Annotated in this window: 13 protein-coding genes; 9 read left to right on the top strand and 4 right to left on the bottom strand. The window is 65.0% G+C overall.

The window, feature by feature from the left end:
* Positions 1–134: 134 nt before the first annotated feature.
* Together B2U07_RS07945 and B2U07_RS07940 are read left to right on the top strand one after the other, a co-directional pair.
* Positions 135–449: a CDGSH iron-sulfur domain-containing protein gene (locus tag B2U07_RS07945; RefSeq protein WP_275545959.1), complete on the top strand. Its 315-nt coding sequence runs from the start codon at positions 135–137 to the stop codon at positions 447–449.
* A 170-nt stretch (positions 450–619) separates the two neighbouring features.
* Positions 620–937, top strand: a complete 318-nt coding sequence (locus tag B2U07_RS07940) for a YqfO family protein (protein WP_197858490.1) — start codon at positions 620–622, stop codon at positions 935–937.
* Between the two features lie 50 nt (positions 938–987).
* Here the strand turns inward: B2U07_RS07940 and tatC are convergent, their stop codons facing one another.
* The 3 genes from tatC to tatA are packed head-to-tail and all read right to left on the bottom strand — an operon-like array spanning position 988 to position 2275.
* Entirely contained in the window at positions 988–1737 is a 750-nt protein-coding gene (gene tatC, locus B2U07_RS07935; RefSeq protein WP_275545958.1) for a twin-arginine translocase subunit TatC, read from the bottom strand.
* Positions 1734–2033 (bottom strand): Sec-independent protein translocase protein TatB, encoded by a 300-nt coding sequence (gene tatB, locus B2U07_RS07930; RefSeq protein WP_197858492.1) that lies wholly within the window; start codon positions 2031–2033, stop codon positions 1734–1736. The genes tatC and tatB overlap by 4 nt, the downstream gene beginning before the upstream one ends.
* Positions 2033–2275, bottom strand: coding sequence for a twin-arginine translocase TatA/TatE family subunit (gene tatA, locus B2U07_RS07925; RefSeq protein WP_275546054.1), 243 nt, complete (start codon positions 2273–2275; stop codon positions 2033–2035). Before tatA ends, tatB begins: the two co-directional genes overlap by 1 nt.
* A 143-nt stretch (positions 2276–2418) precedes the next feature.
* On the opposite strand from tatA, the gene gspK reads away from it, so the two are divergent.
* Complete coding sequence (gene gspK, locus B2U07_RS07920) at positions 2419–3384, top strand: type II secretion system minor pseudopilin GspK (protein ID WP_275546053.1); 966 nt, start codon at positions 2419–2421, stop codon at positions 3382–3384.
* Between the two features lie 91 nt (positions 3385–3475).
* On the opposite strand, the gene B2U07_RS07915 is transcribed toward gspK, so the two are convergent.
* On the bottom strand, positions 3476–5524 hold the full coding sequence (locus B2U07_RS07915) for a PhoX family protein (protein ID WP_275545957.1): 2049 nt from the start codon (positions 5522–5524) through the stop codon (positions 3476–3478).
* 250 nt (positions 5525–5774) lie between these two features.
* Between B2U07_RS07915 and B2U07_RS07910 the strand changes: the two genes are divergently transcribed.
* From B2U07_RS07910 to gspG, 6 genes are read left to right on the top strand one after another with little or no spacing between them, the layout of a single operon-like run.
* Complete coding sequence (locus B2U07_RS07910; protein ID WP_275545956.1) at positions 5775–7406, top strand: lipoprotein UxpA; 1632 nt, start codon at positions 5775–5777, stop codon at positions 7404–7406.
* Positions 7403–7825 carry a pilus assembly protein PilZ gene (locus B2U07_RS07905; RefSeq protein ID WP_275545955.1) on the top strand — a complete coding sequence of 141 codons (423 nt, stop codon included), beginning with the start codon at positions 7403–7405 and terminating at the stop codon, positions 7823–7825. Before B2U07_RS07910 ends, B2U07_RS07905 begins: the two co-directional genes overlap by 4 nt.
* 57 nt (positions 7826–7882) lie before the next feature.
* Positions 7883–9775 (top strand): type II secretion system secretin GspD, encoded by a 1893-nt coding sequence (gene gspD, locus B2U07_RS07900; protein WP_232106466.1) that lies wholly within the window; start codon positions 7883–7885, stop codon positions 9773–9775.
* Entirely contained in the window at positions 9775–11229 is a 1455-nt protein-coding gene (locus tag B2U07_RS07895; RefSeq protein WP_275545954.1) for a GspE/PulE family protein, read from the top strand. The genes gspD and B2U07_RS07895 overlap by 1 nt, the downstream gene beginning before the upstream one ends.
* A gap of 3 nt (positions 11230–11232) precedes the next feature.
* Complete coding sequence (gene gspF / locus B2U07_RS07890; RefSeq protein ID WP_275545953.1) at positions 11233–12435, top strand: type II secretion system inner membrane protein GspF; 1203 nt, start codon at positions 11233–11235, stop codon at positions 12433–12435.
* A 14-nt stretch (positions 12436–12449) separates the two neighbouring features.
* Positions 12450–12884: a type II secretion system major pseudopilin GspG gene (gene gspG, locus B2U07_RS07885; protein ID WP_197858498.1), complete on the top strand. Its 435-nt coding sequence runs from the start codon at positions 12450–12452 to the stop codon at positions 12882–12884.

Raw genomic sequence — 12884 nt, 5'->3', positions numbered from 1 at the left:
TGTAAGTATTAGCGTCGGGGCGGGAGATGGGGTTATAGCCAACACCAAACCCTCTCCCCCAGCCCTCTCCCATAAATGGGAGAGGGAGCCGATCGTGGAATAGGCCGTAGCCCGGATGCAATCCGGGAGAATCCGTGTCATACCTTCCCGGATTTCATCCGGGCTACATGGGCCCAGCCATGGCCGATGACTTCCAGCAGATCCTTCCCGAAGTTCGCCTGGTCAAGCCCGGTGAGACTCATCGCCTGTGCCGCTGCGGCCACTCCCCCGAGATGCCCAACTGCCCGCCCGACTGCGCCCAATCCCTGATCCTGCATCCTGAGCGTGAGCAGCGCCTGCTGTTGTGCCGCTGCACTCGCTCCGCAAGCCTGCCTTATTGCGACGGCAGCCATAACCCGCCGGCTCCCGTTCTGTGCGACAAATGGCGGCGCTTTTTCGGCAGGGACTGACCCCTCTCCTGAACGCTATCGAGCTGATCGAGTCCAAACGGAATCGTCGGAACATTTCCTCTTTTTTTTGCTTTCCTGATGGAGTTCTCGGAAACAAATTGAGGCAAAATGCCATCATTCTGACGTCATTGTTGTGCCTGTTGTCGTGTTACCCAATTGCGGAGAACTTGATGTACAAACTGTGCTTCTACGTACCGGAAAGTCACCTTGAACCGGTGAAAAAAGCGGTCTTTGCCGCTGGTGGCGGTCGTATCGGTCGCTACGACAGTTGCTGTTGGCAGTCACTGGGACAAGGGCAGTTCCGGGCACTGGAAGGCAGCCAGCCGTTCCTGGGTACGGTAGGGCGAGTGGAGCAGGTTGCCGAGTGGAAAGTCGAACTCGTGGTGGCCGACGAGCTGATCCACGATGCCGTCAAGGCCCTGAAAAAGAGCCACCCCTACGAGACGCCGGCCTTCGACGTTTGGCGTCTATCCGACATGCAGTTCTGAGACCGACGATCAGGCCGTAGGCAGTTTCGCTGCCCGCGGCCTGATGCCCTTTATGGTTGTTCAACCAGTTCCTGAGCGCTGTCTTGTTCGGCGCGACGTTGCACAGTGGCACAGGTCAGCAAGCCAAGTTCGAACAGCAGCCACATTGGTACCGCCAGCATGGTCTGAGAGAACACGTCCGGTGGTGTCAGCAGCATGCCGGCCAGGAAGCAGCCGACGACCACGTACGGCCGGCTCTGGCGCAGGGTCTGTACATCGGTAAGGCCAGCCCAGACCACGAGGAAAGTGGCCACCGGGATCTCGAACGCCAGGCCGAAGGCCAGAAACAGCGCCATGATGAAATCCAGGTAGAGACTGATGTCGGTCATCATCGCCACACCGGCGGGGGTGACGCTGGCGAGGAAGCCGAACATCATCGGGAACACCAGGAAGAACGCGAAGGCCATGCCGCTGTAGAACAGCACGATGCTCGAAACCAGCAGGGGCACGGCGATGCGCTTTTCCCGCCGATACAGACCGGGTGCAACGAAGCCCCAGGCCTGGTGCAACAGCAGCGGCATGGCGATGAACAGGGCGAGCATCATGGTCAGCTTGAACGGCGCCAGGAAGGGCGACGTGACGCTGGTGGCGATCATACTTGCGCCTTCGGGCAGATAGCGGCGCAGCGGCTCCGATGCCAGGGTATAGAGCGTCTGGGCGAAGGGAAACAGGCAGGCGAATACCAGGATTATCGCCAGCAGGCTGCGCAGCAGACGTCTACGCAATTCGCCCAGGTGGGCCGTCAGGGGCATCTCGCTCATGAGGCGCGCTCCAGATTTTCCGTTTTGGCAATGTCGTTACCGGTTGGTGGTTGCAGGCTCACGCTGCGCCGCAGGTCCTGTTCGAGCTGGCGCAGAGGGGCTGCATCGAATTCCTTGTTCAGCGCCTCGGCGTTGAGCTCCTTCTCGAACTGGTCGCGCAGCATGCCCATGGCGCGCTTGGCCTGGCCCAGGCCGCGGCCGAGGGTACGGGCTGCGGCGGGCAGACGGTGCGGGCCAAGTACCAGCAGCGCCACGACGCCGACCAGCAGCATTTCGGTGAAGCCGATCTCGAACATCAGGCGTGACGATCCGCGTGTGCCTGGGGTTGGGTGGTGGCCTCAGCCTGCGCGGGCGCGTGCTGCTGGACCTGCGCCGTGGCCTGCTCGCCGGTATCGGAGGTGGCCATGGATTTGCGGAAGCCCTGGATGGTTTCGCCCAGGTCTCCGCCCAGGCTCTTGAGCCGTTTGCTGCCGAACAACAGGAACACGATCAACAGCACGATGACCAGTTGCCAGATACCGATGCCACCCATGGAAATCTCCAAGCTCATGAAATTGAAGGCCTAATCCTGCCTGCGCTTTGTGACGCGAAAGTGACGTGGCGATCGCCGACGGCAGTGGCTGCCATGCGCCTGAAACATCGGCGGTGTTGACTGGCGGCTTTCTCTACAAGGCGCTGAAGATGGTTGGTCAAAGGCAGCGAGGTGCGGCCCTGCTGATGGTGCTGGTGGTTCTGGCGATGCTGGCGGGTGGCCTGACCTGGATGGTCCAGGACGGCCGCCGCCAGGTCGATGCGGTGCGCCTGCAGCAGCAGCGCGTGCAGGCGCGGGCGATGGAGGTGGCAGGTCTGGCCTTTGCCGAGCAGGCGCTCCGGGACGCAACCTGGCGGCTGAGCCCGCTGTTCTGGCAGGCGCTGCGTGGGCAGCCACTAAGCTACGGTCTGGCCGACGGTTCGGCGAGCCTGCGCATTCGCGATCTGCACACCTGTTTCAACGTCAATGCGCTGGTCGGCGAAGAGGCGCAGCGCGCTGAGCGCCAGCTCAAGTACCTACTCGGTGATGACATGGCGGCCGAGCGGCTGGTGGATCGTCTGAGTGACTGGATCGATGCGGACAGCCAGAGTCGCCTGCAGGGCGCGGAGAGTGATCATTATCTGCGTCGCTCACCACCGCATCTGGCGGCCGATCAGCCGATGGTGGACATGAGCGAGCTGAATGTCCTGCTGGCCGAGCAGGGTATCGCGCATACGCACTACCCACAGCTCTGCGCCTTGCCGCAGACGAGCGGGTGGCGGCTCAATGCCAACTCGCTGACCCAGGCGCACCTGCCGCTGCTCGACGCGCTTTACGAGGGTGCGTTTCCCCGCTCGCTGCTGAGCCGGATCCTCAGTGGCCGACCCGCCGGCGGCTATCCTGATGCATCCGCATTGCGTCAGGCGCTGGGGGCGGTGGACGATCAGACTTTCGAACGCCTGAGCGAAGGGTTGCTGCTCAACAGTGGCAATTTCCTCCTGCAGATGAGCTTCGAGCAGGACGGGCAGATCATGCGCAGCCAGTTCCAGGTGCAGGCCGAGGGCGTGGTGCAGTGGCATGCGCAAGTGCCGGTGCAGCGTGTCAGAGTGATTACCCGCGAAGTACGGCCCTGGTAGAAGGTATTGGCGCAGCGGCGCGCCACTTGATCGCACAGGTAAAAAGAAACGGCCCGGGAAGTCCCGGGCCGTTGTTTTTGCATGCCTGACGTCAGACGCCGATTTCACCACCGTCATCGCGCTGGATGACCACCGTGGCAGCGCGTGGACGCACTGTGGTGGCGGATGGCGTGGCTTCGGTTGCGTCATCCGAGTACGGCCAGTTGCCCGGGTGCTGGATGTTGATGAACATCGTCTTGTTGTCCGGCGTGAAGGCGATACCCGTCACTTCGCAGCCATTGGGACCGACGAAGAAGCGACGCAGGTCGGCCTGGTTCTGGGCGTTGACCGGCACCTGGTCGCCATTGCTGTCGACGAGGTTGGTGGGGATGACCGCAAGCATCTGGTCGTTGGTGTAGCTGGTAAGGGTGGATTCGCCATTGTCGGTCTGGATCCACAGGATGCCGCGGCTGTCGAAGCTCATGCCGTCAGGGCTGGCGAACTGGTTGAGTTCGGTCAGGCCGGAGCGGTTGATGTCGGCGGTACCGGCAGCGTTGGCGCCGAACACGAAGATGTCCCACTCGAAGCTGGTGTGGTCGTCGTTGTCGTGCCAGCGGATGATGTGGCCGTGGCGGTTGTTGATGCGTGGGTTGGCCGGGTTGGCGACCGGACGGCTGTTGTTGTTGGTCAGGGTCAGGTACACGTCACCGTTGAGCGGGTTGACGGCCGTCCACTCCGGGCGGTCCATCGGCGTGGCGCCTAGCGCATCGGCTGCGCCGCGGGTGTTAAGGATGATGCCCGGCAGGTCGGTGAACTTGGCCCCCAGGGTGCTGTTGTCCAGGGTGGGGCTGTTCACGGTCAGCGGCAGCCACACGCCCTTGCCGTCTTCGTCGAAGCGGGCAACGTAGAGGGTGCCGCTATCCATGTACTTGGCGCCGGTGGCGAGGCGATCGCTGGGGTTGGCGTCGGCTTCATCCCACAGGGCGTCGGAGACGAACTTGTACAGGTACTCGTTGTTCGAGTCGTCACCAGTGTAGAACACGATTGGCTTGCCGGCCACTGCCAGGCCTGGCCAGCAGCCTTCGTGACGGATACGGCCAAGCGCGGTGCGCTTCACCGCACGGCTGGTGGCCGAGTAAGGATCGATCTCGACGATGTAGCCATAGGTGCTGGCTTCGTTGCGGTAGTCGTCGGTGGCGCTGGCGCCGTAAGGCTCCAGGTTGAAACGGGCGAACTCTTCGTTCTGCTCGCTTGGGTCGCCAGCGGCGGTTTCCCAGCGATAGCGTCCTTGGCGGGTGCTGACACCGATGCGCTGCTGGTCGACGGGCACCGAGCCGGTGGTGTTGATGAACACCGACGGCCAGTTCTCTTCACAGGTCAGGTACGTGCCCCACGGGGTGTAGCCGTTGCCGCAGTTGTTGTTGGTGCCGCGGGTTTCGGTGCCGTCGACCGAGAACTTGGTCTTGACGTGATCGGTGCCGCGCAGCGGGCCGGCGATGTCCATCACGGTGGCAGTGGTGAAGCGGCGGTTCAGCGGATCGTTGTCGACGACCTGCCAGCGGCCATTGACCTTGCGGATGTGCAGTACGCCAGCGCCATGGGCGTTGATTTCCTTGCGTACTTCCTCGGCCGGGCGATTGCCGGAGGCATCGTCGGTCTGGCCGTTGGGGTGCAGGGCGTCTTCATCGATGTATTCGTAGTTGATCGCCAGCAGGCCATCTTCGGAGCTGCCGTTGATCGGGAAGAAGTGCATGCCGTCATGGTGCATGCCTGCCGAGTTGGCCTGCTCATCGGCGCTGTTGCTGCCGTCATTCATCCAGGTGCCGCCGTTGCTGTTGAACGGAGTACCCCAGGGCGCCAGGACATGGGCGCTGTAGCCAGCGGCCACGACGCAAGCATCGGTACGCGAGCCGGCGATGGATGCGAAGCCCAGAGCCAGTTTCGGCTCGGCAGGCGTATCGGGAGAGTTGTCGCTGCTGTTATTGCTGCTGCCGCCGCTGTCGAAGCAGCCGGTGAGGCCGGTGCCCGCGATCATGGCAATCGCGGCTCCCAGAGTGCCGCGCATTACGCTGCGGCGGCTCAGGTAGGCATCCATGACTGCAGCCATGGGGCGGTTGCCACTGAGGTTGCGGTCAAGGTTGTCGCCGGTATCTCGACTCATCAGGTCATGTCCTTTTTCTAGTGAAACGGCTTGAGGAAACCGGGACTGTAATGACCGTTTGTGATGATTCCTTGGCAGTTCCGTTAACGGAAATTGAACACTTGGTTACTGCCACCTGGCTGATTTACAAAGACTTTTCTGACGGTTTCGAAAAATTCCTGTCGATTAACTGCCATTAAACTGTCATGCAAGCTGCCCAGTATCGCGCCCCGACATCTGATCAAGGCAGGCGAGCATTACGATGGTGGACATGGCTAGGCGTGAGGTACTGGGCGGGATCGGCATGCTGGCGATGGCGCCCTTGCTCAGCGCCTGTTCTGGCCTGGCGACTCATGCCGGCGATTCGGCGCCGGGGCTGAATCTGCTTTATGTGGCCGACACGCTGGATGCACGCCTGCCAGGTCAGCCGGTGGTACCGGCGACGCGCCTGGGGCCGGTTTCGCATCTGGGGCGTGCACCTTGGATCAGCGGCGCCAGTGCCCGTCAGGGACAGGCTGAACTCGATGCCTTGCTCGATGCCCGGCTGGGCGCGCAGGCCACCACGGGCGGCTATGCCGTGCTCGGCGCCCTGCTGGTCGATCTGCGCCAGCGTCTGGGCCGGGAAAACTGCCTGACCTTGGAAAACGGCCAATGCTGGAACGGCAGTGGCCTGGCCTACCTGACGCAGGGCGAAAGCGGGTTGCAGGGCAGCCAGTTACTAGGTTCCGAGGTGCGCGTCAGCAGCGACGAACGCGTGCTCTGGCCACAGAGTGGCGCTTCGCTGTATCGCCGCTTCGAGCGCCCGGTACTGGGGGCCGGTCTCGCGGCCGACCAGGCCGAGTCGCTCGGCGTGCAGCCTTACACGGTGCTGCGCAGGGCCGGCGTGAGGATCGCCATCGTCGGCATCACCGATCCCTATGCGCAGGATCAGCAGGCGTCGCTGAAACAGTGGTACCAGTCGCTGCTACCCGTTATCGAGGCTGCGCGCGGCGAAGCCGACCTGGTGGTGGCGCTGGCGGATGTCGGCACCGGCCCCGGCCTGTGGCTGGCCGAGCGCATGCCCGGGGTCGACTTGCTGCTGTGCGCGCGCGGGCAGGATTTCTGGCCGGCGCCGGTCCCGGTCTGGCAGGCCGGAGGGCGTCAGGTGCCGGTGATCTTCGCCGGTTGTCGGGCCAGCGGTGCCTTTCATATCAACTGTCGGCAACAGGGCGGACGTTGGCAGTTCAGCGCGCAGTTCCATCCGGCCTTCGAGCGCGGCCTGTCCGCGGCTGCGCGCAGTGAGATGCAGAGCCTGCAGCTCACCCTCGACCAACAGCGCGCCGGGCACGCCGCCTGGCTGGACCAGCCGCTGGCACGGGCTCCGGAGGCGCTCTGGCGCCGCGATACGCGCGCAGGCTCCTGGGATCGCTTGCTCTACCAGGCCCTGCGCGGCGACGAGCAGATCCCGGTGCTTTTGCCCGGGCTGCGCTACGACAGCCCCCTGGCGCGCGGGCAGACCATCACCCGCGAACACCTGATCAACCTGACAGGTGGCTATTCGGCGCCGGTGCTCGACGTGCCCGGCGATCGCCTGGAACAGGTGCTGGAAAGTGCTGCCGAGCAACTGTTCGGCGACCCGTTGCTACTCGACAACAGCCAGGATCTGCCGCGCCTGCTGGGGCAGAGCTGGCAACTCAGCTACAGCCCGAGCGGCAGGCGCGTGGCTGGCCTGGCGCCGCCCACCGGTTTGTGCCGCACCTTCGGCCTGCAGCACCAGGCCAATGCCGGGGAACCGCTCTGGCAGCGCGTCGAAAACTGGCTGGTGCAGCAGCCAGAAGGCTGGCAGTTGCCGGCGCTGCATCTGCCCAGCATGCGCTACGTGCAGGGGCATCCGGGCTGGCACCCGCGCGAGCGACTCTCGTGAATCGAGTGCAGCGCGCGCTTCGTTTCTGCTGGCTGACGCTGGCCGCCTGGCTGGCGGCCCAGTGCGTGTTGCAGCTGGCCCATGAACCCATGCCGGCCAGCGCCGGGCCAAGCGATCTGCAAGCGATGCCTGGCCTGCTGGTCGGACACTGGCAGGCCGCACAGTCCGATGGCCTGCCGCTGACGCGCCTGCCCGTGGAATACGTCGGCGGTCTGCGCGCCTGGCCGGCGAGCGCCACGGTGGTGGTGCTGCGTTATGGCCAGCAGGTGCGCAGCTACAGCCGCGGTCAGGCGCTGGCGCCCGGCATCGTGCTGCAGGACATCGATGACGAGGGCCTGATCCTCGATAACCAGGGGCGACGCGAGCGTCTGCCCTGGCCGCCACGGCCCACCGTGACCGGCTTCAAGCGGCAAGGATAAGAAATGAGCGTGCGCTATTGCCTGATCGGCCTGCTGGGCCTGCTGTCACCACTGGCCATGGCCGATGAGGTGCTGGATCTGCCGGTTGCCGAGTCGCCGCTGTACGAGGTGAATTTCGTCGATACCGAGCTGGGCGAGTTCATCGACAGCGTGTCGCAGATCACCGGTACCACTTTCATCGTCGATCCCCGGGTCAAGGGCAAGGTCACGGTACGCACCGTGGAGCGGCACGACAGCGAGGCCATCTACGATATCTTCCTGGCGCAGTTGCGGGCGCAGGGCTTTGCCGCCGTCAACCTGCCCAACGGCAGTGTGAAGATCGTGCCCGATCAGGCGGCGCGCCTGGAGCCGGTGCCGGTGGAGAGCGGCGAGCGCAAGGCCGGCGGCGACGGCATCGCCACCCGTGTGTTCAGCGTGCGCAACGCAGCCAGCGAACAGTTGCTGGGCATTCTCAAACCACTGATCGATGCACGCGTCGGGGTCATCACGCCTTATCCGGCGGCGAACCTGCTGGTGGTGACCGACTGGCGCAGCAATCTCGAGCGCATCGACAGCCTGCTGGCCGAACTCGATCAGGTCAGCGACGAACCGCTGCAGGTGCTGCCGCTGCAGCATGCCAGCGCCGCCGATACCAGCCAGCTCGTCACCCGTCTGCTGGCGCGTGAGAAGGGCAACGACGATGTCCAGGTGGTTGCCGATCCGCGCAGCAACGCGCTGCTGGTGCGCGGCAGCGCCAGCGGCCGGGAGCGGGTGAGGGCACTGCTGGCGCAACTCGATCGTCCTGCCGGGCAGACCAAAAATTCCAATACCCAGGTCATCTACCTGCGCCACGCCAATGCCGCCGAGGTGGTCAAGGTATTGCGTGGGCTCAGCCAGGAGGCCGCTGCTGCCGCAGGGGCGGGCCAGGAGGAGACGGTCGCGCGCCTGCCCGTCAGTGACTCGGGAGTGCGCCTGGAATACGAGGAGGGCACCAACGCCGTGGTCATGGTCGGCCCGGACAGCGAGCTGGCGACCTATCGCGCCATCGTCGAGCAACTGGATATCCGCCGCGCCCAGGTGGTGGTCGAGGCGATCATCGCCGAGGTCTCCGACTCGCGGGCCGAAGAGCTTGGCGTGCAGTGGCTGTTCGCCGATGAAAAGTTCGGTGCCGGGGTGGTCAACTTCGGCGCTGGCGGGGCGAACATCTCGGCCATCGCCGGTGCCGTCGCCAGCGGCGACAACAAGGCGCTCAGTAAGCTGCTGTCGGGCGTCAATGGCGTCACGGCCGGGCTGGGGCATTTCGGCGGTGGCTTCAACTTCGCCGTGCTGGTCAACGCGCTCAAGAGCAACAGCGGCTTCAACCTGCTGTCGACGCCGACGCTGCTGACGCTGGATAACGCCGAGGCATCGATTCTGGTGGGGCAGGAAGTGCCCTTCGTTACCGGCTCGGTGACCCAGAACAACGCCAATCCCTATCAGACCATCGAGCGTCGCGAAGTCGGGGTGAAGCTGCGCATCAGGCCGCAGATCAACGTCGACAACAGCGTGCGCCTGGACATCGTGCAGGAGGTTTCCTCGCTGGCCGACAACGCCTCCGCCAGTGATGTGATCACCAACAAGCGCGAGATCAAGACCAAGGTGATGGTCGAGGACAACGGCCTGATCATCCTCGGCGGCCTGATCAGCGATGAAGTGACCAGCAACGCGCAGAAGGTCCCGCTGCTGGGCGATATCCCCGGTCTGGGCCATCTGTTCCGCTCCAACGGGCAGTCGGGTGTTAAGCAGAACCTGATGGTGTTCATCCGCCCGCGCATCCTGCGTGACGACGCCAGCATCGCGGCCTACAGCACCGACAAGTACCAGGGGCTGCGACGCGAAACCGGGTTGCCGCTGTCTTCGCTGGACGATGCCGACAGCTTGCAGCGCCTGTTCCCGGCGAGCCGCGCACGTCTTGGTGAGGGCGCCTGGTGATGCAGCTCTTGCCCTACCGGCTGGCGCGCCAGGCCGGCCTGGCCGTGGTGCCGGGGGACGCCGGCTGGCAGCTATGGCTGCGCGAGGACGCCGACAGCGCCCAGTTGCAGGAGCTGCTGCGCGTGCAGGGGCGGCCCGCGTCGGTGTGCCAGTTGTCGCGGGCCGCCTTCGATGAGCGCCTGGGCGGTTTGTACCAGGCCGGCGAAGGCGCAGCCGAGGCGCTGATCGAAGGCATTGGCGAGCAGGTCGACCTGGACAGCCTGATGAGCGAGATGCCGCGTATCGAGGACCTGCTGGAAAGCGATGACGAGGCGCCGGTGATTCGCCTCATCAACGGCCTCTTTGCTCAGGCCCTGCAGCGTCAGGCATCGGATATCCACATCGAGACCTTCGAGCAGAGCCTGGTGGTGCGCCTGCGTGTCGACGGTCATCTGCAGGAAGTGCTGCGGCCGCCGCGCGCCCTGTCGGCCATGCTGGTGTCGCGGATCAAGGTCATGGCGCGCCTGGACATCGCCGAGAAACGCCAGCCGCAGGATGGCCGCATCACCCTGCGGGCCGCCGGGCGCGAAGTCGATGTGCGCGTTTCCACTCTGCCGGGCATCCATGGCGAGCGGGTGGTGATGCGGGTGCTGGACAAACAGGCGAGCCTGCTGGCGCTGGACAACCTGGGCATGCCCTCGGCCGTTGCCCAGGGGCTGCGCGGTTGCCTGGCGCGGCCCAATGGCATCGTCCTGTCCACCGGGCCCACCGGCTCGGGCAAGACCACCACGCTGTACGCCTGCCTTAATAGTCTCAACGATGGCAGTCGCAATATCCTCACGGTCGAAGACCCGGTGGAATACGCCATCGCCGGCATCGGCCAGACGGCGATCAACCCACGTGCCGGCCTGACCTTCGCCAGCGGCCTGCGTGCCATCCTGCGCCAGGATCCGGACGTGATCATGCTTGGCGAAATCCGTGACCGCGAGACCGCGCAGATTGCCGTGCAGGCCAGCCTTACCGGCCACCTGGTGCTTTCTACTCTGCACACCAACAGTGCCGTGGGTGCGGTGACGCGCTTGCGCGACATGGGCATCGAGCCCTTTCTGATCGCCTCCTGCCTGCGCGGAGTGCTGGCCCAGCGTCTGGTGCGGCGCCTTTGCCATTGCGCCGAGCGCCGCCCGCTGCAGCCAGCGGAGCAGGCGCTGCTGCCGGAACTGAGTGATCTGCAGCACAGCTATCACCCGCGCGGCTGCGAACAGTGCCGCGGCACGGGCTACCAGGGGCGTCTGGGTCTCTACGAATTCGTCGAGCTGGATGCCGAGCTGATTGCCCTGTTGTACGACGGCGCGAGTGAAGTGGCCATGCAGCAGTACCTGCAAGGTCGTCGGCAGAGCCTGTCAGGCATGGCGGCAGCCAGCGTGGCGGCAGGGCAGACCAGCCTTGCCGAAATCCTGCGAGCGGTGCAGGGCTGAGCCATGCCGACCTATCGCTATCAGGCCGTCGATTTGGCCGGACGCAGCCACAAGGCCAGCCTGCAGGCCGAGAGCGAGCGCCATGCGCGCCAGTTGCTGCGCGAGCAGGGGCTGTTCGCCCGCGATCTGCAACGGCATGAGAACGATCGCCAGCCGGCACGGCGCCAGCGCGTCGACCGTGCCCAGTTGTGCGAGCTGACCCGGCAGCTGGCGACCCTGACCGGCGCGGGGATTCCCTTGGTCGACGCCCTGGCCACGCTGCAGCGGCAACTGGTGCAGCCGGCGCTGCGCAACCTGCTGGTGGCGGTCAGTGGCAGCCTCGCCGAGGGCCTGGGCCTGGCGCGCAGCCTGGCGCGCCAGGGCGGCGTCTTTTCACCGCTGTACTGCGCGTTGGTGGAGGCCGGCGAGCGCTCCGGGCGCCTTGCGCCGGTGCTGGAACGGTTGGCCGAGCACCTGGAGCAGAGCCAGCGCCAGCGGCACAAGGCGCGCACCGCGCTCATCTATCCCTGCGTGCTGATGGGCGTATCGCTCGTAGTGGTGATCGGCCTGATGACCTTCGTCGTGCCGCGCCTCACCGAGCAGTTCGCCCATGCCGGGCAAAGCCTGCCGTGGATCACGTCGCTGCTGATCGGCATCAGCAACGCCCTGCTGGTTTGTGGTCCGTGGCTGCTGGGCCTGGGCGTCGTGCTGGCGCTGGTGGCCGGTTGGCTTCTGCGCAAGCCGCAGTGGTGTCTGCGTCGAGACGATCTGCTGCTGCGCCTGCCGCGCCTCGGGGGGCTGTTGCAGGGGCTGGAAAGCGCGCGCCTGTCACGCAGCCTGGCGATTCTCGTCGGCAGTGGCGTGCCCCTGCTGGAGGCCCTGCAGGTCGCCGCTGCCACGGTCGACAACCGGCGCATCCGCCTGGCCCTGGAACGCGTCACCCATGAAGTGCGCGGGGGCGTGAGCCTGCACCGTGCTCTGGAGGCCAGCGGGCATTTTCCGCCGCTGCTGCTGAACATGGTCGCCAGTGGCGAGGCCAGCGGCACGCTGCCGGACATGCTCGAACGGGTTGCCGATAACCAGGAGCGCGGTTTTGCCCGTCAGGTGGACACCGCCATGGCGCTGTTCGAGCCGCTGATGATTCTGCTCATGGGCGCGGTGGTGCTGTTCATCGTCCTGGCCGTACTGCTACCGATCCTTCAACTCAACCAGGGTCTGACACTATGAAGAGGAGAACTGTCATGCACGACAAGCGAAACCACCAGCGCGGCTTCACGCTCATGGAAATCATGGTGGTGATCTTCATCATGGGCCTGCTCGTCGCCGTGGTCGCCCCCAGCGTGCTGGGCAGCCAGGACAAGGCCGTGAAGCAGAAGGTGATGGCCGATCTCTCGAGTCTGGAGCAGGCGCTGGACATGTATCGCCTGGACAATCTGCGCTTTCCCAGCAGCGAGCAGGGCCTGGCTGCGCTGATCAGCAAACCTGTTGTCGAGCCGCTGCCACGCGCCTGGCGGGATGATGGTTATATCCGCCGCCTGCCCGCGGACCCCTGGGGCGCGCCATATCAGTACCGTAGCCCCGGTGAGCATGGCCGTTTCGATGTCTTTTCCCTGGGTGCGGACGGCCTCGAAGGTGGCGAAGGGATGGATGCAGACCTGGGCAACTGGGACCTGTAA

The sequence above is a fragment of the Pseudomonas sp. UBA7530 genome, assembly GCF_002479365.1.
Lineage (GTDB): Bacteria > Pseudomonadota > Gammaproteobacteria > Pseudomonadales > Pseudomonadaceae > Aquipseudomonas.
Note: the sequence above shows the minus strand (reverse complement) of the source record. Positions and strands in the feature narration are given on the sequence as shown.

Bases quoted from the DNA above. Each gene is read 5' to 3' on its own strand.
- B2U07_RS07940 (WP_197858490.1), top strand. From the start codon at position 620: ATGTACAAACTGTGCTTCTACGTACCGGAAAGTCACCTTGAACCGGTG.
- B2U07_RS07910 (WP_275545956.1), top strand. From the start codon at position 5,775: ATGGCTAGGCGTGAGGTACTGGGCGGGATCGGCATGCTGGCGATGGCG.
- B2U07_RS07915 (WP_275545957.1), bottom strand. From the start codon at position 5,524: ATGAGTCGAGATACCGGCGACAACCTTGACCGCAACCTCAGTGGCAAC.
- gspK (WP_275546053.1), top strand. From the start codon at position 2,419: ATGGTTGGTCAAAGGCAGCGAGGTGCGGCCCTGCTGATGGTGCTGGTG.
- gspG (WP_197858498.1), top strand. From the start codon at position 12,450: ATGCACGACAAGCGAAACCACCAGCGCGGCTTCACGCTCATGGAAATC.
- tatC (WP_275545958.1), bottom strand. From the start codon at position 1,737: ATGAGCGAGATGCCCCTGACGGCCCACCTGGGCGAATTGCGTAGACGT.
- B2U07_RS07895 (WP_275545954.1), top strand. From the start codon at position 9,775: ATGCAGCTCTTGCCCTACCGGCTGGCGCGCCAGGCCGGCCTGGCCGTG.
- gspD (WP_232106466.1), top strand. From the start codon at position 7,883: ATGGCCGATGAGGTGCTGGATCTGCCGGTTGCCGAGTCGCCGCTGTAC.
- tatB (WP_197858492.1), bottom strand. From the start codon at position 2,033: ATGTTCGAGATCGGCTTCACCGAAATGCTGCTGGTCGGCGTCGTGGCG.
- gspF (WP_275545953.1), top strand. From the start codon at position 11,233: ATGCCGACCTATCGCTATCAGGCCGTCGATTTGGCCGGACGCAGCCAC.